At 45.9% G+C, this 25,003-nt stretch carries 19 protein-coding genes and 2 tRNA genes; 3 read left to right on the forward strand and 18 right to left on the reverse strand.

Translation table 11 applies throughout. The features are described from left to right. Positions 1 to 41 precede the first annotated feature (41 nt). From ACKTT9_RS23825 to ACKTT9_RS23890, 14 genes are all read right to left on the reverse strand, one after another. Positions 42 to 1,583 carry a copper amine oxidase N-terminal domain-containing protein gene (locus tag ACKTT9_RS23825; protein ID WP_407867872.1) on the reverse strand — a complete coding sequence of 514 codons (1,542 nt, stop codon included), beginning with the start codon at positions 1,581 to 1,583 and terminating at the stop codon, positions 42 to 44. Between the two features lie 196 nt (positions 1,584 to 1,779). Beyond that, positions 1,780 to 1,853: transfer RNA gene (locus tag ACKTT9_RS23830), tRNA-Ile, on the reverse strand. A gap of 10 nt (positions 1,854 to 1,863) precedes the next feature. Further along, a tRNA-Met gene (locus ACKTT9_RS23835) sits at positions 1,864 to 1,940 on the reverse strand. Positions 1,941 to 2,029: 89 nt separating this feature from the next. Beyond that, entirely contained in the window at positions 2,030 to 2,194 is a 165-nt protein-coding gene (locus ACKTT9_RS23840; RefSeq protein ID WP_164484139.1) for a hypothetical protein, read from the reverse strand. 157 nt (positions 2,195 to 2,351) lie between these two features. Beyond that, positions 2,352 to 4,103 (reverse strand): hypothetical protein, encoded by a 1,752-nt coding sequence (locus ACKTT9_RS23845; protein ID WP_407867873.1) that lies wholly within the window; start codon positions 4,101 to 4,103, stop codon positions 2,352 to 2,354. A gap of 24 nt (positions 4,104 to 4,127) precedes the next feature. Further along, positions 4,128 to 5,387: an efflux RND transporter periplasmic adaptor subunit gene (locus ACKTT9_RS23850; RefSeq protein ID WP_407867874.1), complete on the reverse strand. Its 1,260-nt coding sequence runs from the start codon at positions 5,385 to 5,387 to the stop codon at positions 4,128 to 4,130. Between the two features lie 29 nt (positions 5,388 to 5,416). Next, entirely contained in the window at positions 5,417 to 8,527 is a 3,111-nt protein-coding gene (locus tag ACKTT9_RS23855; RefSeq protein ID WP_407867875.1) for an efflux RND transporter permease subunit, read from the reverse strand. 288 nt (positions 8,528 to 8,815) lie between these two features. After that, positions 8,816 to 10,966, reverse strand: a complete 2,151-nt coding sequence (locus ACKTT9_RS23860; protein ID WP_407867876.1) for a hypothetical protein — start codon at positions 10,964 to 10,966, stop codon at positions 8,816 to 8,818. Between the two features lie 53 nt (positions 10,967 to 11,019). Continuing rightward, positions 11,020 to 12,492, reverse strand: coding sequence for an ABC transporter substrate-binding protein (locus tag ACKTT9_RS23865; protein WP_407867877.1), 1,473 nt, complete (start codon positions 12,490 to 12,492; stop codon positions 11,020 to 11,022). Continuing rightward, complete coding sequence (locus ACKTT9_RS23870) at positions 12,489 to 13,412, reverse strand: ABC transporter ATP-binding protein (protein WP_407867878.1); 924 nt, start codon at positions 13,410 to 13,412, stop codon at positions 12,489 to 12,491. The genes ACKTT9_RS23865 and ACKTT9_RS23870 overlap by 4 nt, the downstream gene beginning before the upstream one ends. A gap of 1 nt (position 13,413) precedes the next feature. Beyond that, on the reverse strand, positions 13,414 to 16,359 hold the full coding sequence (locus tag ACKTT9_RS23875; protein WP_407867879.1) for an ABC transporter permease: 2,946 nt from the start codon (positions 16,357 to 16,359) through the stop codon (positions 13,414 to 13,416). Beyond that, positions 16,359 to 17,453, reverse strand: coding sequence for an efflux RND transporter periplasmic adaptor subunit (locus ACKTT9_RS23880; RefSeq protein WP_157321517.1), 1,095 nt, complete (start codon positions 17,451 to 17,453; stop codon positions 16,359 to 16,361). Before ACKTT9_RS23880 ends, ACKTT9_RS23875 begins: the two co-directional genes overlap by 1 nt. Then, positions 17,416 to 18,186, reverse strand: a complete 771-nt coding sequence (locus ACKTT9_RS23885) for an ABC transporter ATP-binding protein (protein WP_407867880.1) — start codon at positions 18,184 to 18,186, stop codon at positions 17,416 to 17,418. The genes ACKTT9_RS23880 and ACKTT9_RS23885 overlap by 38 nt, the downstream gene beginning before the upstream one ends. A 254-nt stretch (positions 18,187 to 18,440) precedes the next feature. Beyond that, on the reverse strand, positions 18,441 to 18,986 hold the full coding sequence (locus tag ACKTT9_RS23890) for a GNAT family N-acetyltransferase (protein WP_407867881.1): 546 nt from the start codon (positions 18,984 to 18,986) through the stop codon (positions 18,441 to 18,443). Between the two features lie 189 nt (positions 18,987 to 19,175). Here ACKTT9_RS23890 and ACKTT9_RS23895 point away from each other — a divergent pair, with 189 nt between their 5' ends. Further along, positions 19,176 to 20,558: a dipeptidase gene (locus ACKTT9_RS23895; protein WP_407867882.1), complete on the forward strand. Its 1,383-nt coding sequence runs from the start codon at positions 19,176 to 19,178 to the stop codon at positions 20,556 to 20,558. An 18-nt stretch (positions 20,559 to 20,576) separates the two neighbouring features. Beyond that, on the forward strand, positions 20,577 to 21,083 hold the full coding sequence (locus ACKTT9_RS23900) for an N-acetyltransferase family protein (protein WP_407867883.1): 507 nt from the start codon (positions 20,577 to 20,579) through the stop codon (positions 21,081 to 21,083). 97 nt (positions 21,084 to 21,180) lie between these two features. Here the strand turns inward: ACKTT9_RS23900 and ACKTT9_RS23905 are convergent, their stop codons facing one another. Both ACKTT9_RS23905 and dapA read right to left on the reverse strand, forming a co-directional pair. Next, positions 21,181 to 21,570, reverse strand: a complete 390-nt coding sequence (locus tag ACKTT9_RS23905; protein WP_407873102.1) for a RidA family protein — start codon at positions 21,568 to 21,570, stop codon at positions 21,181 to 21,183. A 19-nt stretch (positions 21,571 to 21,589) separates the two neighbouring features. Then, positions 21,590 to 22,465 carry a 4-hydroxy-tetrahydrodipicolinate synthase gene (dapA, locus tag ACKTT9_RS23910; protein ID WP_407867884.1) on the reverse strand — a complete coding sequence of 292 codons (876 nt, stop codon included), beginning with the start codon at positions 22,463 to 22,465 and terminating at the stop codon, positions 21,590 to 21,592. A 123-nt stretch (positions 22,466 to 22,588) separates the two neighbouring features. Between dapA and ACKTT9_RS23915 the strand changes: the two genes are divergently transcribed. Further along, a complete protein-coding gene (locus ACKTT9_RS23915) occupies positions 22,589 to 23,473 on the forward strand; it encodes a LysR family transcriptional regulator (RefSeq protein WP_407867885.1) in 885 nt (294 codons plus the stop codon). A 130-nt stretch (positions 23,474 to 23,603) separates the two neighbouring features. Here the strand turns inward: ACKTT9_RS23915 and pyrE are convergent, their stop codons facing one another. Both pyrE and pyrF read right to left on the reverse strand, forming a co-directional pair. After that, positions 23,604 to 24,245: an orotate phosphoribosyltransferase gene (pyrE, locus tag ACKTT9_RS23920; RefSeq protein WP_127452026.1), complete on the reverse strand. Its 642-nt coding sequence runs from the start codon at positions 24,243 to 24,245 to the stop codon at positions 23,604 to 23,606. Positions 24,246 to 24,277: 32 nt separating this feature from the next. Further along, entirely contained in the window at positions 24,278 to 24,967 is a 690-nt protein-coding gene (gene pyrF, locus ACKTT9_RS23925) for an orotidine-5'-phosphate decarboxylase (RefSeq protein WP_258567537.1), read from the reverse strand. Positions 24,968 to 25,003 lie beyond the last annotated feature (36 nt).

Genomic DNA, 25,003 nt, shown 5'->3' on the forward strand with positions numbered 1-25,003 from the left:
TTGCAAATTTTTTTGAATTGTTAAACATGATCATATTCTGCTTAATTTTTGAAAACGGTAATTTTCCTAAGAATCAAATTGATATCATCATAAATCAGAATATTACCATCGGCATCAATGACAAATCGCGGAGAAATACCAAGAACCATTTTTTTAGGCTCAAAATCAACATTTGATGCTCCCGAGTAGCCTGGTGGAGTGGGCATCTGATCATAGTTCCCAGTCAAAGGATTAAAAATACCTTTATTATAAATGGCATTATCCATATTCGCGTAGGGTTCAATCTTCCCCTCTACATTGACACGATAAAATTGCTTCGCATCTGTAAGGAAATAATAACCATCATGCGTGATTGCGGTATTTATTTGTTCCATATTTAATGTAGCAACTACCCGTGATCCTACCCCAGGAGTAATCTCTTTTATTTGCTTGCTTTCGCGATCAAGAACATACAAGATCCCATTATTAATAAGTGGAACAAGGTGATGCATGCGATTTCCCTCGACACTCAAGTAGGATGTGAGCCTCTCCCCCTCATGAGCCGTGTACAGGATGTTTTTGAAAGAGTTGCTTATCGCATACGTTTGTCCGTCATTCAAAGGCTGAATAAAGTCCGTATCCGTATCTAATTGTCCACTCGTATCAAACGCAATCATTTTCACGCTAGGCCACACTTGATAAAAAACCGCCATTTTATTATAAAAGTCTCTTCCCATGACAAAAAGTTTATCTGAGGCTTGGTCATAGAATAATGATTTTGGGATGAATTCATAACGTAGAAATTTGCTTGCCGCACCATGCTCGTCTTTATACTCAAAATCAAACTTTGTATCGTTGAACGAAACGATGGTTTCTAAACTTATCTCTTTTCCTTTGCTCAAATTCATCTTCTTGATATAGAAGTTAGACTGATCATTTTGTGAGATGAAGTACAAATCATCCTTACCATCCGAGATCATCTCCATATCATTAAAGAAATAACCTGGAGAAAGTCCAGATGATGGGAGGAATCCAGTTAAAGGAATTTTTATTGAGTTCTGTGAAGTTAGATTATCAACCGTTGGCTTATCCAGCGGCTTTTTGACAGGGAGAGCACCATTCGAGCTTTGGTTGTCAGATGAGGCAATCGTGATAACCCGAGTATGTTCATCGAATGTAACTGTCTGCTGGAAATTTTCTGCAATGAACCGAATCGGCACGAGAGTGTTTTCATTTTCAATAATAGGAGCTTGCTCAAGGTGAATGGGCGTGCCGTCTATATGAGCAGTTGCATTTCCTATCTGCATGGAGAGGAGTTTTGTCCCATATGTCAAGTCAACTCTCTGTGCAGCTCCATCCCACTTAACGGTAGCACCTAAGGCCTCTGTAACAAATCGGAGTGGGACCATCGTTGTATTCTCTACAAGATGCGGAGACATTTGGAGAGTAACGTTCTTGTCGTTAATTGAAGCTTTGGTTTCCCCCAATGTTAACTTGATGTAAGAGGATCCGCTTGTAGATGCAGCAAACACAGCTAATGGTGAATAAGTCCATACAAGTAATGCAGATAAAATGAGGCTTCTTTTAATACAATTTAATGGCATGCAACTTCCTCCATGTAGTAATTTCTTACACAGTTTACCATACCTTTCAAATTCATTCTCTTATTATTTTTTTGTAAACATTGTGTGCAAAACGTGCACAAGCCCCTCATCTTCATCAAAAGATTGATGAAAATAAGAGGCTTGTTTTAATCTTCTAAAAAATAAAAAAACCCTTATTCCAAGGGTTTCACTACTATGGGCCCAGAGGGACTCGAACCCCCGACCAATCGGTTATGAGCCGACCGCTCTAACCAACTGAGCTATAGGCCCAAATAAAATTTGGTTGCGGGGGCAGGATTTGAACCTGCGGCCTTCGGGTTATGAGCCCGACGAGCTACCGAGCTGCTCCACCCCGCGTCATGTTGCCGCTCAACAGCGACAAAAATAAATATACACTAAGCGCGAGTGGTAAGTCAAGCGTTAATTTTTAGATAAAATGCAGGAAATTACGTATTGTAACGAACGCCGAAACGTCCCTTTTTCGACTTGAAAACTTCCACTTCTTGTGGGCATTCATACCCGTAAATCCACCAGTCTTCTTCCATTCTTTTCGCCAGACAGCCCGCTTGAAACTTGGAATCATATAATTTTGCCCAATATATCCAGTTCATCGCAATCACTCCGTTTTAATGAAATCGATAAACCTATCTTATCCAAAACAGATCAGACTTATGAGTCCCACCTCACGAACATCCTGTATGCACGATAAAAACGAAAAACCGCCTAGCAGTGCTTCATGCACCACCAGGCGATTTATCTATTGAACGACTATTGTTTAAACGTTGTAAGGAATCGTTTAACCGTTTCTCCGTATTCGTTCGTAAAGGTCTCGTAAACTTTGACTTGAATCGGGAAGTCCAGTTGACCGGATCTCGCACTTAGGTCAATTGTGTTCGTACCATTGTACAACCTACCTTCGCCTGACAAATCTCTCGTTGTTTTTCCAACGGGATTGCCAACTTTATCAAATAACTCAAAGGAAAGCATATTGTTATACTTATCCGCTGTTACTTGTTTATCCGGTTTGATGTCCAGCTCCAGCTTCAACTTGTAATCATAGGTCAAGGAAGCTTGGTATATCGCTGAGATACTCCAATCCTTAATATTGATCTCATAAGGGTAAACGTTAAGCACTTTACTCGTTGTCTCGTTGGCCTGAACGGGCACTTTCGCAGTTGCTAACAGTGACTTATACACCGTATCTCCACTAACTTGTTGGCTGTATAAGTTCATCTTCAAACCCTCGCCCGTTTCGGAAGCAGGAAGCGCATAGGAATAGCTGACAACATAAGAAGCCTTAGGAACAACACTAAGTGCAGTTGCTAACTGTCTTCTTCCTCCATAAGCAAAGCCGTCTTTACTTACAAGCTCCGTTTGTATCGCTGGAATAGGGACTGGACGATCACTGTTATTCGTTAGTTTAAATTTGGCAACTGCCGTATTGAATCCATCATCTTCATTGTTGGTGACATGCAGTTCAACAAGCGACACATCAACATTGGATGGTACGAATTTATTCGTTGAATCCAGTTTAACAGGTGTTCCCAATGTGTAATCTGGAGCCGGAATGACGCCTTGTGTCGCCGCTCCAACAGGCAGTAAAATGTTCGCGCGTCCTACACGGTAAGTATCTTCTTGCATTTTGCCATCGCCCTGCGAAGCGAAGAAACTCTCCGGCGTCACGACATTCAAACTCGTAAATTCGGTGTCCAAATCGGTTGGGATAACGATATGGATATACTTTTTCTCACCCGGATCAAGCACAACGGAAGCTTCCGCACGATCGCCGGAATAAACCTTGCTCTCCGTCTTGCCGTCGATTCCGAAATTCGGCACGGTTTGACGTTCATTCGTTGGATTGACGACCTGAATTTGCACAACAGTAGACACGCCTTTGGCTGTGATTTCCTTGTGGATATCTACAGGAATGAATCCTACTGATGTCCTAAGTGATGGCAGCGTGAAAGCCTCGCCCCACTTCAGAAGCGCAGAAGCTTTGGTAATTGTGCTGTCACTGCCTTTCCACACGAGCGCCGCGTCAACCGGTACGCTCAGCAGTGTTGTTTCTTTTTTAGGATAAACTTCCATATCCACATCTACAAAGCTAAGCTCACTAAGCTCAGCATCGTCGCTGCGTTCTGCATTCGTTAGATAGCTAAGCTCTTGCTGCGTCTTCGGTAGTATCGACTTTGGATTTTTGGCACTCGGCTGCAGCGTATATTCAATGCCATCCGCCATGCGAACACGCAATTCAAAATCAGGGACACGAGTTATTTTATCGGTCGTATTTTTAATCCGAATGACTGCTCCCAGCTTCGTTGAATCCGATTCATGCTGGTTGAGTATGCTTTTGATTTCCACTTCAACTTTATCTGTCAGCGCATAGCTGGTATTCGTGCTTGTTTGAGCGAAAACTGCCGAGCTCACACCCTCCGCAGCCCATGCAGGAAAAGAAGCGGTAGTTAAAAGTGCAGCGGATAGTACAATAGTGGCCAGTGATCTCTTCATTTTCTTATTCACGTAGTTCTCCTCCTTGAGCCCCTGCTAGTTGCTCACTTTAATTTTATCTTGATCTTTCAGCTGGTGCTGTCCGGAAATTACGAGCATTTCGCCTTCCTTAACACCGGATAATACTTCTTGATTCGTTTCGTTTAAGCGACCAAGTTCAACCTTACGCTTTTGTACGGTTTCCCCGTTCGCGATATACACATAGCTGTCGCCGCCTTCGCGGACGATACTAAGGCTCGGGATAACCGGTACGATTTGTTCATCGTCTTTGGTAAGCTCGACTTGGGCTTTGGAGCCCGGTTTCAACTTGCCATCCGGATTCGGGACCTCTAACTCCAGATCATAGGCCTTGGATTGACCATTGATTACATCAGATAAATAAGTGACTTTAGCGCTCGCTTTATCTGTAACGTCCGGTATGTAGAAAATAAGTTCGTTTTTGCCTCGAACGAGAGCTGCCGATGCTTCGGTCAGTTGGGACTTGATTTTGACCGGGTTAGTCTGCTGTACTTCACCGACACGGCCGCCTGGTGATAAAGTTTCACCAACGGTCACATTAAGATCCGTTAGCACACCGGAAGCAGGCGCTTTTACATCGAGGTTGCTAAGCGTTCTATCAATGCTCCGTGCGCTTACCTGTGCTGACTCCAGACTAGTCTCCACCTGCGCAAGTGAATTCGTCTCTTGCGCAGTTTTCAGCGTTCTACGTGCGCTCTCCAAATCTTTTTTCATATTTGTTAGCGCTGTTTCGGACTGTTCTAACTGCGTTTTCGTTGCTGTACCTAGATCGTATTCATTACGAGCCTTGTTATAGGCCTTCTCAAGATCGCTAACGGCTGTTTCTAATTTGGACACCCCGTCTTTGGCATCAGCAATCCCGTTGGCCGTCTTCTGTTTAGCTTCAACAAGCCCGGCCTGGGCTCCTTTTATACTCACGGTATTCAAGTCTTTTTGAATCAAAACATCGGTCGGATCCAAGCGAAACAGCACATCGCCTTTTTCAACTTTATCTCCGCGTTTTTTAAGAATTTCAATAACTTCCCCGCCTGACTTCGCTACCACATCCAATTGTATAGAAGAGACAACATCCCCTACTTGCTCGATCGGATTACCAATCTTTTGTTTAGTAATTTTAGCCGTTTTTACAACTTTAACTCCTTGCTCGGCAGCAGTTCCCGGCGTTGCGCTCGGGCTTGCAGCAGGTGATGCGGAACATCCTGCGATGATCGCCGCGCTAAGCGCGACGACACCGAATAATTTGGCACTTTGCTTAATCGTGAACAACTGACGTTTCATATTCGATTTCTCCTTTTCCCCAATTCAGCTTATTGAAGCGCAGACGGTGCTTGCTCCGTTTGTATGGTTGACGATTTCCCTTTTCTTTTGAACCAACGACGATCTCTCTTTTTAAATAAAATCTCATACATAATCGGCACAATGACCAGTGTTAACAACGTTGAAGTCGTAAGTCCCCCAATAACAACGACCGCCAATCCTTTGGAGATAATGGTCCCTTTGGATAAACCTAATCCAAGCGGCAGTAAGGCAATAATCGTTGCACCTGCAGTCATAATGATCGGTCTTAAACGGGTAATCCCTGCCTCAATAAGTGCATCACGGATGGAATGACCATGCTCTCTAAGCTGCTGTACACGGTCTACAAGTACAATCGCGTTCGTTACAACGATACCGATCAGCATGAGGAAACCGATGAGTGAAGTAACATTGATGGATTCTCCCGTAATCAGAAGCCCTAGAAGCCCTCCAATAGCCGCAAGCGGCAGTGAGAAAAGAATAGCCAGTGGCGCTCTTGCGTTACCAAATGCGATTACCATGACAATGTAAACAATGAAAATGGATGCAAAGATGGCGACAAACATTTGCATAAAGCTTCTGTTAATATCATCAGAAACCCCTTTGACTTCACGTGAGACCCCAGACGGCAGCTCCAGCTTTGCCAGTTCAGCCGTTATTTTTTGGCTCACGCCACCTTTATCCGTACTGTCAATTTTGGCGCTTACACTTACAATTTGTTCTTCATCTTCACGACTGATGCTGTTGGGCGCGTCAATTTGCGAAATATGAGCGACTTCATTTAACTGGATCGTTTGACCCGTAGGTGTTTTGACCAAGAATGTGCCTAATTTGTCCACGGAATTTTTATAAGTTGGATTAAGCATAACTTTGGTTGCATAGGTCACATTGTTAAACTTCAAATCTCCGAGCTTTTCTTCTGCGATCCAGGAACTAACAGATTGTAGAATTTGCGCTGAAGATAGTCCGTACAATCGCGCCTTATTTTGATCGACCGTAATCTCAACTTCCGTTTTAGAATCACTCAAACTATCTTTGATATCATTTATTTCTGGAAACTCTTTCAGCTTCTCTTCTACCATCTTTGCAGCTTGTTGGAGATATAACTGGTCATCGCCCTTCAGCGAGTAGGCAAAATCAGAGCCTGTTGATGTCGGAGGTCCACCCGTAAACAACTGGACGTTGACATCCGAACCTGGCGGCATCAATTTCAGCATATCTTCTTTGTAGATTTTGACAGCCTCTGTCGCATCTGTGTCTGCGGTTAATTCGAAGAACATCATTGCTCTATAGGCATACCGATCGCTGCTTTGGTTATAACCAACTAGGGATTCAATATACTTGAATGCAGGATTTCCTAATTTATCTTTATGCTGCTTTAATTCTCTTTCGAGTTCTTTGGATTTTTCATTCATCATTTCAATGGATGTTTCGCGAGGCATTTTTATTTCAATGGCTCCTTGTTTGACAGCCTCACTGTTTGGCATGAAGGCCACCGCTAAATTCGGAACCGTAATAACAATAGAAAGAATAAGAGCTACTCCAGCAATCAAAAGCGTTTTGATGCGGTTGTTTAAAGACCAGATAATCGCTTTCTTATACTTCTCACCCATCGGTCCAACATGATTTTCATCGTGGTTGGTAAGCTTATTGGATTTAAGCACCATCAGCTTCGCCAACATGGGAATGACAGTTAACGCAACAATTAATGAAGATAAAAGAGCTACAACCAGCGTTATCGCAAAAGGACGGAAAACTTCGCCGACAACCCCGCTTACGAAGCCGATCGGACCAAATACACCTACGGTTGTAATGGTTGAAGACGTAATTGCACTCGAAACTTGTTTCGTTGCTAATCGAATAACGGATTCGTTACGTTGTTGAGCCACCTGCAGCTGACTATAAATATTTTCGATAACGACGATACTGTCGTCTACTACCCGGCCAACCGCGATTGCCATACCGCCAAGCGTCATGATATTCAGGGAAATGCCCAATGGTCCCATGACTAACAGTGTGACGAGAATCGATAGAGGAATGGAAACGAGTACGATCAGTGTCATCCGTATATTACGGAGGAACAACAAGATCATGACAGATGCCAGGATTGCACCTAAGCCGCCTTCTTGGACCATTCCATGGATAGAATCTTTGATATCGTTCGCTGAGTTATAAATTTTGTGGAACTTCACACCAGGCAAAGTCTGAGCCCAGTCTGTCATTAATTTATCTGCGCTATCTGCAAATTCAACAGCGTTGGCCGCTTTGGTTTTGTACAAAAGCACACCGATCGCCGGTTTATCGTCTAATCTGGCAATAAACTTGGATTCGCTAATGGCTTCAACTTTGGCTATCTGCTTAAGGAGTAGCGTATCACCTGTTTTTGTCGTGATTTTCAAATTGTCCAAATTGTAGATGGTATCCATTTCGCCTTTCACACGAACCATCTGTTGATTACCATTGAAATCCACGGTGCCTGCAGGACTGGAAACCAATGCTGCCTTAATGGATCCAGATACATCCGCTGGAGTTAAACCATAGTTGTTAATCGCAGGCGCATCCAGCTTAATCGTGAGTACTGCGTCCTGGTTGCCGACAGAGTCGACATGGTCAACCCCTTTAAGTCCATTAAAGCCTGGAAGAATTGTATCCTTGTACGCATTATCCAGCTCAGCTTGGTTCATTCCCTCGTCACCGTATACGGCTAAATAATAAACTGGTTCGGAAGCAAAGCCGGCTGTCAACACCTTAGGCTTCTCAGATCCCTGCGGAAGCTTAACATTGGAGATTAAGCTCTCAACGTCCTTCTTCACATCTTCCGGCTTCTTATCCTGTTCAAGCTCCAAAATAATTTGTGAGTAATTATCCTGCGAACTTGAGCTAAGGGTCTTTAAACCGTCTAGTCCTGCAACCGCCTTTTCGAGCGGCTTCGTAACTTCGTCTAGCACATCCTTAGGAGGCGCTACGTATGTAGTACTTACAATGACGACCGGAAAAGTAATGTCTGGAAAGCTTTCTACCTTGAGCGTCGTTGTGGAGTACGTACCACCTACGACTAACAGCAGCATCAGAATGAAAATTGCTGCTACATTTTTCATTGAAAACTCGGTTAACTTGATCATTCTCACTTCTCCCCTATCACCAGCTTTAATACTTTGAAACACTCACTCAACCATCATACTTGGAATTTCTTAACAAAACATAAAATTACATTGGAAAATTTATGTTTTTTTCGGTCTGGGTTTATTATATATCGGGCTATGTATAAAAACAGGTGAGTGAAGTCATATTTCAGTCATATGTTGGTCATATGGCGGGCAATCCTGTTATGACTTCTTATGACTGGACACAAAAAAAGGGCCGCTCATTGGCTTTAGCAGACCATTTGAGACAACCCTTAGATGTATGTTTTAATCCGTAGTAATAAACCAATCTGCTTTCTGAGAAGCAACTAATTTTCGTTGCCCTTGGAATTCGTCGTACACACTAAGTGTATATTTTTGCAGGAATTTTGTATTAAAAATAAGGCCTTCATCGGGAATCGAAATTTTGAAATTCTCTCTTTTCCCAAGTCGCATCTTCGTATCCTCATCTCCCGTGGATTCTCCATTGAAGACGTCAAAGTCTTTGAAATCGAATCTCCTCTCAAAACGTTTAATTCCGCCGCCATCTTCAAATACAAGCAATAAGTTGTGGCCTTCGGTATTAATTTCGGTCAGTTTCTCTTTCGTTAACTCGTAGTTGAATTTGAGTGTAAATACTTTATCCTCAATACTCGTCCCAATTTTATTAATGCTGATCGTATAAGGGAATAAGTCCACATTAGTAAGTGTATCTGCCACTTTCGTAATCTCCGCTGGCAGTGTATAGGCAACTGGATTTACATAAGAATCAGCTACAGCCTTGTCGCCTTCCGACAGTTTGCCTTCCGTTACGGCTTCGCCAAGAAGCAAATTCATGTTCTCCGTTGAAAAGCCTTTTGGCACAGGCGCCCAAACGTTAAGCAGCCCTTTTCCCGATGGAGAAATTTTGTTCTTCACTTCAGCAACAGAAGCCGGGAATACGGTTCCGTCTGGCGACCGGAAATTCGCGACAAGCTTGGTGGCGTTCGTGAATCTTTTCTCCAGGTTAGTCACCTCAACCATAGCGGAATACATGATGCTCGTTTTGTCCTCATAGGTCGATACGCTTCTAACTGCATACTTGGCTTTGCGCCCGACATCTGTCGACGAGTAGGATTCGCCCAATCCAATTAAAGGAACGGCTTGTAGTTCAGCTTGTGTTGAGAACTCCAGAACATCCGTTGTTGTTGTGCTTGTTGTCTCTGTTCCCGTAGCTGGCTCATCTCCCTCATTCTCTTGGAGTACAAGCTTCACGTGAGAGAACTCATACGTATACGGCAATTTGCCGGCAAGCTGCAGGTTAACGCTTGTACCCGCTCCAAGCCCAATCACTTTAGCTGTCTGGATAAGCTTTGCATCGATTTTGACCGCATCATCCAGGAGGAAATATCCGGACAGTTTCGGAATGGGCAGCGACTCATCTCCCTTATTGCTCAGTACTAGATCTGCTGTCAAAAGATCTTGATCCTCCCAAGGAAGACGGTGAAGACCACCTAGCTGAGCTGTGTAAACGCCCGATTTATTCGTGAAAGAATACTCTTTGCCAATGGAACCACCTTCTTGAGATGATACGGCAGGAAGTTGGAAATTGGCTACGGCTACATTAAGCTTCAAATCCGCAATCGTATCCGCAATGGCCAGCTGCCAAGCATCCGCGGCTACCGCTACGGGAATCGAACCGGAGAGCTGAATTTCCTTACTCTCTTTTGGATTAATTTTCAAATCCTTGATCCCTTTGGCTTCCAAAGGATACAAGAGCCCGTCCTGTGTCCTAATTGAGAATAAGTAAGCAGGTACAGTTACAGCATGACTACCTACATTCTCCAGCGTCAGATAAACCGTAGGAACATGATATTTCTCGTTTTTGTTGCTGACGAACTTTTTAATAGAAGCTCGTACTTCCACGCCGCCAATCGAAATAGTACCCGTACCTTCAGAGGGAACGACATCTGTATAATTCTCCGGTACAGCGACCTCTCCAAGCACCCGTTCGAAATTCGTTTGGCTAAAATCCCACTTGATGAATTGGACAACAAGGTCCTGAAGATTCGTGCTTGGATTCACCGTTGCATAGAATGTTAAATCGGTTGTAGAACCGGGGGCTACCCGGTTCTTATCCTTATCAGCAGGCAGCAGGCGCGCTGAGAATTGATTACCTGATTTACTTTTTAATCTAGCCCAGTAATCAATAAATTGCAGTTCACTGCTGCCTTCATTATGAATCGTAATCGTGAACGTTGCGATCTTGCCGCTTTGATCAGGTAAAACATGAATTTGCTTTAATTCAAAATAGCTGCTATTCGTAATCGGTACCTTACCTATCGCCATGGTTACGGCGGCTGGACTGCCATCTGCCCAAACGGGAGTTATGGCGCCAAATGCCATTGTGGCAGACAAAGCAATTGTGGCCGCATATTTGTAGCCGAACTTGATCTTCATGGTGTGAATGGCCTCCTTCATCGTTGTAACTGTCATCTTATCGTTAGTGGTTATTAACCGGCAGGCACGGCTTGCATAGTCATAGGTCTCGGTGGTTCACCTGGATTTTCCTTCATTTGCTTCAGCATTGCATCGCCTTGGGTTTGCCATTCTTTCAGTGCCTCACGAGCCGTCGTTTTTCCTTGTAAAACATTATTAAATAATTGATGGCCAATTTCTTGGACTTGATAAATGTTCGGCTTATCACGATAAATTTTGAAGTTATTATCCGACGGAGCAGGTATAACATTGTAAAATGCTTCCATATGGAAGTCCAAACCGTCTTTCGGCTTCAAATATTTGGAACGAGCAACTAAGTTATAAGAACTGTATGATTTCAGTTTGGCCCAGTCATCGCCATTCACGAATTTAATGAATTTCCAGGCATCATCAGGATTTTGCGCTTTCGCGTTAATCCCCATAATCCCATTCATATAAATGGAACCGCCAACGCCTTTCGCTTCAGGATGGGAAGGAATTGTTACAACATCCCAATCAATCGGTGTAAATCCTTTGTAGCTGGCAGCGTTTTTGTTCGCATTCGTAATTTGTTGAATTTGACCGTAATTAATGATACCCATCGCCAAGCGGTTCGACATGAAATCGTCATAAGCAAAAGGGTTTTCTTGATCGAATTTCCGATTCATCCCCTTTTGTGGATCCATAAGCTCAGGGAACACATTATCTTTTTGCAGCTGTGCCATCTTCGTCCATACTTTTTCCCACTGATCCGTATCCACCGTCATCTTATCTCCAGCATCATCAAACATCTTGATTTGCAGAGGAGCTGTGTACATTTGCATGCCATAGAATAAATCGCCTTGAGCCTGCGTTGAGAATGAGAAGCCGTTCAATCGGTTCTCTCCTTCTCCTTTGGTCAGCCGTTTGGAAAGGTCAAAAACCTCATCCCACGTCATGCCGTCTTTCGGAAAATCAACACCGGCATCCGTGAACATTTTCTTATTATAAATCAATGCCGAGGACGAGAAGGTTGGCGCAAGTGCATACAACTTACCGCTGCCAGCGTTTTTGATGCCATCAATGACAGCAGGCACAATGCCTGTTGTATCGAATTTATCTTTCGTAATCAGCGGATCCAGTTGCGTCAGCATATTGCTTTCAATAATATCCGGCAGCTGTTCGAAGCCGACCATCACGACATCCGGCGGGTTATCTCCCTGCATGACCTCTTTCAGTTTCTCCATCGGATCCGGCATCTTCTCACCAGGCTGCACCCCGCCATAGCGATATTTATCATCCATCGTTGGAATCATTTCAATCTTAATATTCGGGTTGGCGAACTCAAATATTTCGGTAAACTGTTGCCGGAAATACTCATCATCACCAAACCCCATGGATGTGGCGATCTTCAGCACCCGCTCCTGTTTATCGTCCGTTTTCTCACCCTTGGTACAAGCCACTGCAAGGGGTACGACCATGGCCAAGGTCAAAGATGTAGCGACCATTTTACGTGTAATTGATTTCATTTGGATTTACCTCCGTCAGCATGTGAATTCATATCTTTGCCCCCAAAAGCCGGTATGGCTTTTGGCGCTTTAATCATAATTTTCTCGCCGTCAAACTCCATCGTTGCTTTGCCTTCGATTTGCAAAGCGTTCAGATAAGCTTTGGGCACTTGCAAGCGGCCTGCGCGGTCTAATACCACAAACTCTTCATGGTCCTTATTCGCAAGTCCACCCGCAATACCCGTCGTGCCTACAAGTGACGGACTGCGCGCAATAAACTCTGAACTGGTCATTCCATCCCGGATGGCAACGACTCTTCCCACTTTTCCAGCCATGGATAAATCATGGGTAACAATCACAATCGTGACACCCAATTCTTTATTCAGACGCTGAAAAATGTTTAGTATCATATCCGCCGTCTTGGAATCTACGGAACCCGTAGGTTCATCGGCAAGCAGCAGCCTCGGACGGTTAGCAAGCGAAATCGCGATGGCTACACGCTGCTGTTCGCCTCCTGACAGCTCTTGCAGTTTATTGTTCAGCCGATGGCTAAGCCCGACCCACTCCAGCAATTGCTTGGCATAGGCGGGATCATATTTCCCGCTGAGCATCATTGGCATTTCTACATTCTCGAGTGCAGTCAAATAGGAAACAAGATTGCGGGCGTTATTTTGCCAGATGAAGCCAACTGTATGCCGTTTGTATTCGACCAGCTGCTTATCAGTGATTTTCAACAAATCCCAATCGCCGACTTTCACTTGACCTGCGGAAGGACGATCTAGACCTCCCAAGATGTTCAACAAGGTTGACTTGCCGCTTCCGCTGTTCCCGATAATGGCCATGAGCTCGCCGGCATCAACTTGGATGTTCAATCCTTGCAAAGCGACAACTTCTACTTCGTCTGATTTGTAAATTTTGACTAAGCCTTCACAAGTAATCATTCTATTTCTCCTCCCCGAGCTTCACAGCTTGATGAACACGCAGCCTTCTAATGTGCAAGAACAGCAGTAAAGCTCCTGTTGCCATCATGAAAGCTACAACGAAATAGAGCTGATTGGTATCTTTGGAATCGAAAACAACCCGGAAAGGCGGCACTTGAGTCTTCACATTCTGAGAAGTTTGCAAGAAAGGCAAAAAGAAATAACTCGTCAGTTTACCTATTGCAATTCCTAAAGCAATTGATAAACCTGCTGTAAAGCCTTGCTCAAGCAGCAGCATGCCGGTCAATTGCTTGCGGGAAAGCCCCATCGCACGTAGGACCCCAAACTGCACGACACGACTTGAAAGATTAAAGAACCAGTACAACATATAGCCGATTAAAGACACAAGGACAGATACGAGAAACCCTAAGCTTAAAATCCCGAAAACTCCGCCCCTGGCTGGAAGCTTATTCTGGACAATGAGCTCATTGCGAACATCCTTCACAGAAGCTAACTCGATCCCCTTTTCTTGCAAAGCAGTAACAATCGGCGCCACTTTCGCGTCTGGTTTCATTTTCAGCCAAACTTCATAAGGAACCATAGGCGCTTGATCATATACATAATCCAAATTTGTAATGAAAAATGGCGTCTGATCGGGATATTGACTTGGCCAGTACGGAAGAATGCCCACGATGACGAATTCCACAGGCTGCTGGCTAATCGTAATCGAGAGCAGATCCCCGGCTTTCAGCGCATACTTGCTTGCATAATTAGAAGGAATAATAACGGCTTGCTCATAGCTGCCAAGCAAATTCAAATATTGATACGGAGGAGCTGGAAATAAATCTGGCCGGAACCACCCGACTTTGGCAAAATCGACGTTATCGATACCCATGACAAGCCCTTGGCCCGTCGATTTCCCGGAAACCACGACGTTGCCTTTGGTTTGCAGCACTCTTGCCGCCGCCTGAACGCCCTCAAGCTCGCGAAAAACTTGAAATGGCGGCTCGACGTAGCGAATCTTCGATGGTGTTTCCTCTCCGGGATTTCCACCACCCTGACCGCCTTGGCCTCCTTGACCACCGCCAGCACCGTTTCCTCCATTCCCGGAACCACCGTTGCCGCCGTTATTACCTCCTGCGCCACCACCCTGAGAACCTCCAGAATTTCCGCCTGCATTAGGATCTTTAGGCAGATCATCGGAGAAGCCTTCCCATACCGTTTGCAGCACCACATCCGTTCCATATTGATAGAGCGTTCGCTCTGTGGAATTCAGATCAATCGTGCGTGCCGCCGAGGAATTGTATACACCGAGTCCCAGTGTAAGAATCAACAACAGCATTAATGGATAGTAAGCTTTGGCCGACCGGGAAAGCTGCACAAGTGTTAAGTAGAGAGGCACCGGAAGGAATCTCCGCCCAAGCCATCCAAAAAAGCGCAGCAACCACGGGAAAATTCGCAGAAAGAATAATCCCAACGCGAAAATCGAGAGTGCAGGCACAAAAAACAGTAGCGGATGAACTTGCAGCTGATCGGTCGTTAAGCCAGTCTGTACAGACAACACCTGACGCTGATCAAACAGATAAAAGCCATAACCAACCACACCGAGCAGTACTATGTCTATAAACCAACGCTGCCAAAGCGGAGATCGATCAGATCGAGCAAGGAGCTGCTTATAGTTCACGATCGAAGCTTTAGCAAAAAGAACCGCAGGAATCACACTTGCCAGGATGGCGATTAAAACAGCAAGCCCGCCGTACAGCATTGCTTCCTTGGTAAAACTGACTGGAATTGATTTCCGATCAACAAAAGTCAGGAACCCGCTGGAAGAACCGATGCTCTTGGCCATGAACCAACCCATGAACGGTCCAACCACCAACGCTATGATCCCTAGCGATAAACCTTCCAAGAAATAAATGCCAATGATTTGCTTCGTGCTGCCGCCCCTGCTTCGCAGAGTGGCAATAACTCCCCGCTGCCGATCCAGGGATTGTCTGGCATTCATAACAATGTAATAGAAAACCATGGCAATCATAGGTGCTGCTAACGTGAATAATAAAATTTGCATCTGCAAGCTTTGCGCCTTAAATTCAGCAAGCATCGGCTTGAAGGAAACATCAACCTTCGTATTTTTAAGTTTCTGGTACAGGTTGATATCCAACCTCTCCAGACGGTGATCTAGAGGAGACAACTGACTTGTTTGAATATTCCGCAGGTCGAAAGCGTAATACCAATTGGCCAACTGAAGCGGAATTTTCTTTTCCGTTAACAACGTCTTCATAAATACATCATCACTTACGATAAGGGAATTAAGTAACCCCTCTAAACCTTGAAACCAGTACGCATCCGATTCATTTTTGGGCTTGAAAGAGCCGACGATCTTTACCTTCAACAGTTGACTGCCTCCTGCGCCGGAAACCGAGTAATTGAACACATCGCCGATGTGCAAATCATTCCGGTATAGAGCTTCATCCAAAACAACAGCTTCCAGAATACCGTTCTGCACTTGATCCGAAGCCATTTGACCGATGGACCAATCCACGTGATTATTCAGCTCGCTCCATGAGGTAAGCGCCATTTGCCGCCTCTTGCTAGGATCTACTTTCGATGCATCAACAGGGGTTATTTGAGCTGCTTTGATCGTATAGCTTTTGGCAAACGTTGAAACCGGAAATCCAATTTCTTTGGGAATTTCTTCGCCTATGTACACATTGACGTCTTTTAGCTCGTCTAACCCTGCACGTTCCGTCCCAACCGCTTGATATCGCATAAGCACAGATCCAGCAGGAAGTCCGCTGCTCTTCTCTTCGAGCGATTTGGCTACGACGCGCTTCAGCGACCCGTCCGCATACATCGGTATGCTCGTTGTGAACGCAACAGCCATAATCAAACCAAGCAATGTGCTGAGCGTCAGCCAGCGGGTATTCCACATTTTCCGAAATAAAAACCGCAGCATGGGAATAGACATTAGCGACCAACTACTTTCTGTCCGGCGGTAAGACCTTTTACAATCTCTACATCCGTTGACGTCTGTTGACCGATTTCCACATCAACTTCCTTCTTATTTCCCTGATTATCAACCACCTGCACATAATTCCGGCCGGAATAGGATCGAAGCGCCGCAAGCGGTATCGTTGTCGCGTTTTCTTTCCTTTGGGTAATAATTGTCACGCTAAGAGGTGTTCCACGATTCAGGCCTTTTGGAAATTCATCCAACTGAACAACTAAATATTGGTCAATGGAGTCCTGTTTCCCGTCTTGCCCGCCTCCCGGGAAGCCGCCGTTATTATTGCCTGCCGCTTGCGGATTGGGCAGCTGCTTAACCTTTCCTTTGTGCTGTCCGGCAGAGTTAATATCGACTTGGACTTCCATGCCAATGGAGACTTTCTTCGCATCGTCTGCGCTTATACTTGCCGCCACCGTCAATTCATTCAAGTCCGCAAGTGTCGCGACGGACTCCTCTGACTTCACTGTGTCGCCTTTCTTCGCTGTAACCGTGACGATCGTTCCGCTAAACGGTGCAAGAAGCTTCGCTTTACTCACTTGGGTTTCCAGCTTCGTGAGTTCCTCCCGCTTCAGCTCAAAATCAATCTTCGCCTGCTCAATTTGCTCCGGCGTCATTTCGTCCGCTTTTCGCAGCGTTTCGATCATGGTCAGCTCATCTTTGCGGGTTTCAAGCCTCTTCCGCTTCAAATCGCTTTCCATATCCGAAACGTCCAGCTCAGCAACGGGCTGACCTTTCTCAACCGCATCGCCATTTTTCACGAGAATGGCACTGATCCGTTTGGAAGTCATATCTTCGGAGAAGAAAAGCTTTTCTTCCTGCAGCGCCATGAGACGCCCGCTCCCTCTTACTTTCGTCTCAAGTGTTTCTGTTTTCACCGTGTATTCAGGCTTCTTGGATAACTTAGGCGGATTAATGCTTGGAAGCGCCTCTTCTTCCTGTTCCTTTGGCAGCAGCGAGCAGCCGGAAGATAAAATAAGTGTAGTAGAGATAAGTAGTGCAGTTACGGGCTTTCCCCAGTTAGGAGACGAATTTCCCGTCCACCATTTCGTAAACATGATCGGCATCCTCCAAAATCGTAGGGTCATGGGTCGTCATACAAATTGTTACCTGCTCCGTTGCAATCATACTGCGAAAAACGGACATGATTTGCGCTCCCATCTGGGAGTCCAGCTCAGCCGTCGGTTCGTCAGCCAAAATCAAGGAAGGTCGATGCGCAATCGCCTTGGCAATGGCAACACGCTGCTGCTCACCGCCAGACAACTCGAAAGGCCGATGGTACATTCGCTTACCGAGCCCGACGAGTTCAAGACAATACGCAACCCGTTCTTTCCATTCAGACCGAGGAACACCCGCCATGCGCAGCGCAAGCTCCACATTTTCCCATGCTGATAACAACGGCATTAAGGCATACGATTGAAAAATAAAGCCGATCTCCTTTCGGCGAACTAACGTTCGTTCATTATCGCTCCCTAAATGAAAAGCATGATTTAGGAACATGATTTCTCCTTCATTCGGCTGATCAAGCCCCCCAATCAAATTCAAAAGTGTTGTTTTGCCTGAGCCTGAGCGGCCTTTGAGCATCACAAGCTGAAGCGGTCTGAGCTCCATCTCAATCCCTTTCAGTACCTCTAAACGTTCGCCGCCGACTTGAAAAGAGCGATGAACACCCGTTACTGTTAGCAGCGGCGAATTATGTACGTGCGCAGCTGTTTGCAGCTCGTTAGGGATTATCTTATCCTCAGTACCTGCAGGCTCAGCCCTGTTATTTTTGCGAAACCAATTCGCCATATGGTACTTCTTCCTTTCATTTCCAAAATAACCTGTATGATAAATTAGACGATAGATGTTTTCAAAAAGTTCCACGAAACTGAAAATTTCCTGAAAGTTTTTGAGCACGAATGTTCTTATGTATGAATCTATTAAAATATACTATCATTTGTAAAATAATGTTATACTACAAAATACCTAAATTTATCCAAAAAAGGATCATCCTAAAAGTCCTTACAGACTTTTAGGATGATCCTTATCTACATCTACCGCTTCTACTCCATAGCCGTATTTCGCAGGACCATATGAATATGGTCCTCCCAAACACCATGAATTTTCAAATATTTGAGCGCTAAGCCCTCCTCATAGAAACCCAACTTCTCCACAACCCTCATAGAAGCAGCGTTACGTGGCATGATGTTGGCTTCAATTCGGTGCAGCCTCATAACCTCAAAAGCATAATCAATTATTGCCTTGACACCCTCCGTCATAAGCCCTCGATTGACGAGACTTCCATCCATTCGATAGCCCAGATGGCAGGATTGAAAAGCTCCTCTGACAATATTGCTTAGAGCAATTGACCCAATCACGCTGTTTTCATACAACATCCATACTTTCAGCAGCAGGCCGTCCTCGATGAGTTTAACTTCTTTCTCAAGTAAATCAGCTTGATGCGAATTCGTATAATACAGCTCATTGCGCTCAATTTCCCATTCCTTCAAAAAAGCACGATTGCGATTCACATATTCAAGCACCAGCTCAGATGAAGTTGGATCTAAACGGACCAAAGACATTCGTTCTGTTTTACAAACAAGCTGCATGTTTACTCCTCCTTAACCGTTACGGTTCCGTATATTTGGCTTTACAATAATACCCGCTTCCCTTAGCTGCATGCAACTCTCCTACAAAATGTGAAACAGCAGCATTCATTTGCAGGATTTTCCCGCCCTTTGGGGAAGTTAAAAGAAGTAGCTTATTTAGAATTGCTTACAAAGAAGGAGAATACCGACATGATTGAAACAATCAAAACCTATTTGGAAGAGCAAAGAGACCAACACATAGAGGAATTAATGCAATTTTTGCGGATTCCAAGTATTAGTGCTGTTGCCGAACACCAACCGGATATGAAGCGCTGTGCGGAATGGACGGCTGACTCCCTCAGAAAAGCCGGCTTAGAAAATATTGAAATCATGCCTACTGGCGGGCATCCTGTTGTTTACGCTGACTGGCTGCATGCAGAAGGTAAACCAACTGTGCTAATTTATGGACACTATGACGTTCAACCGGCTGACCCTACAGAATTATGGGACACTCCCCCTTTCGAGCCTGTCATTCGCGATGGGAAGCTTTATGCCCGAGGCAGTACAGACGATAAGGGCCAACTCCTGTTATATGTAAAAGTGGTTGAAGCTTTCCTTCGCACACAAGGCACTCTTCCCGTGAATGTGAAATTCTGCATTGAAGGCGAAGAAGAAATTGCCAGTAAAAACCTCCCTCCCTTTGTAGAAAAGTACCAAGACAAATTGCAAGCTGACGCCATTACCCTCTCAGATACTCAGATGCATGGCCCTGGCAAACCGGCGCTTATGTATGGCTTGCGTGGTCTTGCCGGCTTTGAGATTACGATCGATGGAGCGAACAGCGACCTGCATTCCGGACTATTTGGCGGGGCTGTCCAAAATCCGATTCATGCTTTAACCAAGCTGCTAAGCTCTTTTCATGATGCCGATGGCCGGGTAGCCGTTGAAGGCTTCTATGATCGGGTCATTGAGCTTTCAGACAAAGAGCGCGAAGCTTTTAAACAAGTTGAACCGAATGAAAATAAAGTCCGTGCTGATCTAAATGTTGACAAGTTATATGGGGAAAAAGGATTCTCATTCTACGAACAAACAACGTCCAGACCCACTTTGGAAATAACTTCGGTTAGCGGCGGATTTCAAGGTGAAGGGATTAAACCGATTATCCCGAACCGTGCATCGGCCAAAATTGCCTGCCGACTCGTTGCTGCGCAAGTCCCGGATGAGATCATGAATGCCGTTGAAGCGCATATACATGCCCAAGATTTGCCTGGCGTTAAAGTAACGCTCGATCGTCAATTACGCGGCAATCCATTTATTACGCCAATTGACGAGCCTGTCATGGTTGCAGCTGCAGAAGCCTTTGAAGATACGTATGGTGCTTGGCCTGTGTACACACGAAGCGGCGGCTCCATCCCAATCGTGGAAGTATTGGGCCGCGTGCTGGATGCCCCTGTTGTTCTGCTCGGCTTTGGCCTTCCGGGTGAGAACTTGCATGCACCTAATGAGCATTTCCATTTGATCAATTGGGAAAAGGGAACGGAGACAATCAGCCGTTTCTGGCTGAAACTAGCTGCACGAAATGAGAAAGCATGAGAGGAATGAGCGAACATCATGAGCACAACAAATCTATCTCTCCGCGATGCCAATTTGGAAGATCTCGCGGATATTGTACGTATCTATAATTCAACAATCGCTGGGCGTATGGTTACCGCAGATACGGAACCGGTGACGACAGCCAGTCGTGAAGGCTGGTTTCATGAGCACTCCACCGATTTCCGGCCTTTATGGGTACTGGAAAATGGCAGCGGAATCTGCGGCTGGCTTAGTTTTCAATCCTTTTATGGCCGCCCGGCCTATAATGCCACGGCAGAAGTCAGTATTTACATAGACGAAACGTGCCGCGGCCAAGGAATCGGCCGATACCTCATGGAGCAGGCTTTAGAAGCTTGTCCAAAGCTGGGGCTTAAGACTTTGCTGGGCTTTATTTTCGGTCATAATGAACCTAGTTTGCAGCTTTTCCGTAAATTTGGTTTTGAAAATTGGGCGCATCTGCCTGGCATTGCCGAGCTTGACGGCATCGAACGAGACTTGATTATTCTTGGTAAACGGGTCGGATAACAAATAACAACGCAAATAGCGCTTTTTCCTCTTGTCAGCGACATGACATCAACGAAAAACGGAAAAGCGCTATTTATTTTTTAACCTGAACACATCTCTACTCTTCGGTCTTCAACGCCTCAACTTCAATTTCGATCATTAACCTGGGATCAATTAAAGCTTTCACCTCAACCATTGTTGCCACAGGCTGAACATCCCGGAAATATTCCCCATGCGCACGGCCGAATTCCTCCCATAAGGAAATATCCGTCACAAACATGCGCGTTCGTATGACATCCGACATCGTGGCTCCAAGCTCTAAGAGTGCTTTCTCAATCGTTTCCAGCACATAACGAGCTTGCTCATAAGCGCTGCCTTCGCCAACCACTTCGCCATCCCTCATTGCTGTTGTTCCGGCTACCTCAATGCGATTTCCTACTCGGATTGCGCGGCAATAACCTACCGTTGGCTCCCAAGGCGAGCCTGTAAATACTTTTGTTCGAGTCATCATTCACTCAACTCTCCTTTTACAGATAAGATGCAAGCTTAGCGCGCAAACCTTCCGATACTGGCATAAGCGGCAAGCGAAGCGTACCCGTTTCAATGACCCTTTGCTGCTCAAGCAGCCATTTCAATGGAGCTGGATTAGGCTCTTGGAAAAGCAGGCGAATCAGCGGAAGCAATTCTTCAAAAAGCTCTTGGCTTTTCTCCTGCCGCCCTGCCAGAAATTGGCGGTAAAACGCTACAAACCGCTCTGTCTCCACATTCGCAGATGCGCTCATTACACCCTTTGCTCCAGATTGAAGAGCCTCGAAAAGCAACGTATCTTCACCGCACAAAATCGGCTTCGAGCCCAATCTAGTAAGCTCCGAGACTAGCTGAGTGTTGGGCGTACTGTCTTTCATTCCTATCACACCATCCAGCTCGAGAATGCTCCGAACCGTATCCAGCTCTAATTTAACCCCTGTACGATGGGGAACTTCATAGAGAATGACGGGTACACCCACACTCGCAACACGGCGAAAATGCTCAATAATCCCTTGCTGACTAGGCTTATTATAATACGGTACCACGACTAAAGCACTGTCAGCGCCAAGTTTTCCAGCTTCTTCCGTTTTAAGTATCGTTGAACGCGTATCATTCGTACCCGTCCCCACTACTAGCGGGACATGCACATGTGCTGCATCTCGCGCAGCTTGAGCAGTTGCAAACATAACGCCCAGTTCATCACTCGTAATCGTCGGTGATTCCCCTGTCGTACCATTAACGACGAGCCCATCGATTCCGTCTTGAAACAAATTGTAGGCATGATTATAAAAGGAAGCAGCATCCAACTCGCCATCCTCGTCAAAAGGCGTAATGATAGGAACATACACACCATGCAAATCTTTTTCATTTAACATATAAGCCATCTCCCCGTGAATTTGATGTTGTACATCCACTTTAGCATGGAATATCGCATCACAGTTAGCTATAATAAATGATACTACTCATCAAAAATTTTGAAGTAAGAATTGGAGGCAGCCATGGACTTAACGTATTTCCGCACCTTTCGGGAGGTTGCCCGAAGAAAGAGCTTTACCAAGGCCGCCGAAGAATTAGGCTATGCACAATCCAGCATTACGATGCAAATTCAGAAGCTTGAGCGTGAATACGGGGTGCCTCTTTTTGAACGATTTGGTCGGCAGCTGCGGCTGACATCTCCTGGTGAAAGCCTTCTGAAGCTGGCCGTACAGATGCTCGATCTCTATGATCAGTCCAAAGAAATGGTGGCAAGCCAGGTCACGGGTACTTTGACGATTGGCACGATCAACTCGCTTGCCGCTTATTACCTTCCGCCTTATTTACAAGCTTTGAAACAGCTTTATCCCGGCCTCAATATTCAGTTATATCCGGACAGCGAAGCCTCCCTGATGACCAAAGTCAGAGAAGGCGACTACGATCTGGGTCTGCTTTTGGACCGATATCCGGCTGAGCCCCTCTTAACCTGTACGAAAATTAAAGAAGAACCCTTGCTGCTCGTTGCTCCATTAACTCATCCGCTCACACAACTAGACCGCATTGAACTTAGCGACTTGCAACAAACTGAGTTTATCGTGACAGAAGAAAGCTGCATTTATCGGGGCATGTTTGAAAAGCTGCTCAAAGATCACGCCATCCCGCTCCAAATCGGCTTCGAACTAGGCAATTTAGAGGCCATTAAACAATGCGTCATGAACGGGCTTGGGATCGCGCTGCTTCCCAGAATTGTCGTTCAGAGCGAGCTTGAACAAAAAAGGCTTGTTTCCCTGCCTTTTTCGCATGAAGATTTAAAGCTGGATATCCAACTGCTGCTTCATCCGAAAAAGTGGATCTCCCAGCCCTTGCAAACTTTTATCCAACTATTGACCAATAACGAGGAAGACAAATAAAAAAGAAGCCCTCCTTTTCGAAAAGGTAGGGCTTCTTCGCATTTCATTTATATGTGGATGTCGAGAATGTCATCCAAGTGTGGCGCCGCCGGTGCGGTAACCAGCCGAAACTGGCACACTTCAAATCCTTTTACACACCAAAAGCAGCAGGATTCTCTCTCCATGAGCGGAGCAAAGCCATATCCTCAGCTTTGATTGCACCCTTCTCTAAGGCTACTTCAAGCAGCGTAGAGTAGTTGGAAAGCGTGTGAAGCGGCATCTCTGCAGCTTGGAAAGCGTCTGTTGCCTTGTCCAATTGGTAGGAGAAAATGGCTAGTACACCTAACGGGATGGCTCCGGCTTCTTTGACAGCAATCGCTGCTTTCAAAGAGCTTCCGCCTGTTGAAATCAAGTCCTCGATCACGATGACCTTTTGACCTGGCTTCACAGAACCTTCAATCAGGTTCTCCTTGCCGTGACCTTTTGCTTTATCGCGAATGTAAATCATCGGGAGACCCAGCTTCTGAGCGACCCATGCCGCATGAGGGATGCCAGCCGTTGCAGTACCGGCTACAACCTCTGCATCCGGGAACTTCTCTTGGATCAAGCTGACGAAGCCGTCAGCGATAGCTTCGCGAATCGCGGGGTGTGACATCGTCAGACGGTTGTCGCAATAAATCGGGGATTTCAAGCCCGATGTCCATGTAAAAGGTTGCTGCGGTCTTAACGCTACCGCTTGAATATCTAATAAGGAAGCCGCGACATGCTTCGCAATCGTTTCGAGTTGACTCATGTTACTTCCACCGTTCCTTCCGTTGTTAGATGTTACAAGATGGAATCAATAATCGATTCCAATGCAGCCCTAGGGTCCGCCGCGCCTGTGATCGGTCTGCCGATCACGACGTAGTCCGTCCCCTGCGCAAACGCCTCGCCTGGCGTCATAATGCGCGACTGGTCGCCCACATCCGCTCCTGCCGGGCGGATGCCCGGCGTTACGGTGACGAACCCGTCACCGCACGCCGCCTTAATCGCCGTCACCTCTAGCGGTGACGCGACGACGCCCTGAAGCCCCGCGGCATGCGCCAAGCGGGCATAACGAATGACGGCTTGCTCCACCGTACCGGTCAAGCCGATCTCTTCGTTCAGCACCGTTTGCGAGGTGCTGGTCAGCTGCGTCACGCCGATAACGATCGGGCGTGCTGCTCCTGCGGCCAATCCCTTGTCGACACCCTCCAAGGTAGCGACCATCATGTCCTTGCCTCCGGCGGCATGGACGTTGAACACATCCACCCCTAGGCGCGTTACGCTTTCCGCGCCGCCTTTGACCGTGTTCGGAATGTCATGCATCTTCACATCGAGGAACACCTTATAACCGCGATCTTTCAGGCTCGCGACGAAGCTTGGACCTGCAGCATAGAACAGCTGCATGCCCACCTTCACGTAGCAAGGGATGCCCTCGAGCTGCTTCAGCAGCCCTTCGGCGCTTGCCGCATTCGCATAATCGAGCGCGACCATAATGCGTCCTGCAACATCCGTACGAGTTAATACTGA

Origin of the sequence: Paenibacillus sp. P36 (assembly GCF_045866505.1) — a bacterium.
Lineage (GTDB): Bacteria > Bacillota > Bacilli > Paenibacillales > NBRC-103111 > Paenibacillus_E > Paenibacillus_E chondroitinus.

Bases quoted from the DNA above. Each gene is read 5' to 3' on its own strand.
- ACKTT9_RS23895 (WP_407867882.1), top strand. From the start codon at position 19,176: ATGATTGAAACAATCAAAACCTATTTGGAAGAGCAAAGAGACCAACAC.
- ACKTT9_RS23855 (WP_407867875.1), bottom strand. From the start codon at position 8,527: ATGATCAAGTTAACCGAGTTTTCAATGAAAAATGTAGCAGCAATTTTC.
- pyrF (WP_258567537.1), bottom strand. From the start codon at position 24,967: ATGGTCGCGCTCGATTATGCGAATGCGGCAAGCGCCGAAGGGCTGCTG.
- ACKTT9_RS23880 (WP_157321517.1), bottom strand. From the start codon at position 17,453: ATGTTTACGAAATGGTGGACGGGAAATTCGTCTCCTAACTGGGGAAAG.
- ACKTT9_RS23875 (WP_407867879.1), bottom strand. From the start codon at position 16,359: ATGTCTATTCCCATGCTGCGGTTTTTATTTCGGAAAATGTGGAATACC.
- ACKTT9_RS23850 (WP_407867874.1), bottom strand. From the start codon at position 5,387: ATGAAACGTCAGTTGTTCACGATTAAGCAAAGTGCCAAATTATTCGGT.
- ACKTT9_RS23825 (WP_407867872.1), bottom strand. From the start codon at position 1,583: ATGCCATTAAATTGTATTAAAAGAAGCCTCATTTTATCTGCATTACTT.
- pyrE (WP_127452026.1), bottom strand. From the start codon at position 24,245: ATGAGTCAACTCGAAACGATTGCGAAGCATGTCGCGGCTTCCTTATTA.
- ACKTT9_RS23885 (WP_407867880.1), bottom strand. From the start codon at position 18,186: ATGGCGAATTGGTTTCGCAAAAATAACAGGGCTGAGCCTGCAGGTACT.
- ACKTT9_RS23890 (WP_407867881.1), bottom strand. From the start codon at position 18,986: ATGCAGCTTGTTTGTAAAACAGAACGAATGTCTTTGGTCCGTTTAGAT.
- ACKTT9_RS23870 (WP_407867878.1), bottom strand. From the start codon at position 13,412: ATGATTACTTGTGAAGGCTTAGTCAAAATTTACAAATCAGACGAAGTA.
- ACKTT9_RS23915 (WP_407867885.1), top strand. From the start codon at position 22,589: ATGGACTTAACGTATTTCCGCACCTTTCGGGAGGTTGCCCGAAGAAAG.
- ACKTT9_RS23865 (WP_407867877.1), bottom strand. From the start codon at position 12,492: ATGAAATCAATTACACGTAAAATGGTCGCTACATCTTTGACCTTGGCC.
- ACKTT9_RS23840 (WP_164484139.1), bottom strand. From the start codon at position 2,194: ATGAACTGGATATATTGGGCAAAATTATATGATTCCAAGTTTCAAGCG.
- ACKTT9_RS23900 (WP_407867883.1), top strand. From the start codon at position 20,577: ATGAGCACAACAAATCTATCTCTCCGCGATGCCAATTTGGAAGATCTC.
- dapA (WP_407867884.1), bottom strand. From the start codon at position 22,465: ATGTTAAATGAAAAAGATTTGCATGGTGTGTATGTTCCTATCATTACG.
- ACKTT9_RS23905 (WP_407873102.1), bottom strand. From the start codon at position 21,570: ATGACTCGAACAAAAGTATTTACAGGCTCGCCTTGGGAGCCAACGGTA.
- ACKTT9_RS23860 (WP_407867876.1), bottom strand. From the start codon at position 10,966: ATGAAGATCAAGTTCGGCTACAAATATGCGGCCACAATTGCTTTGTCT.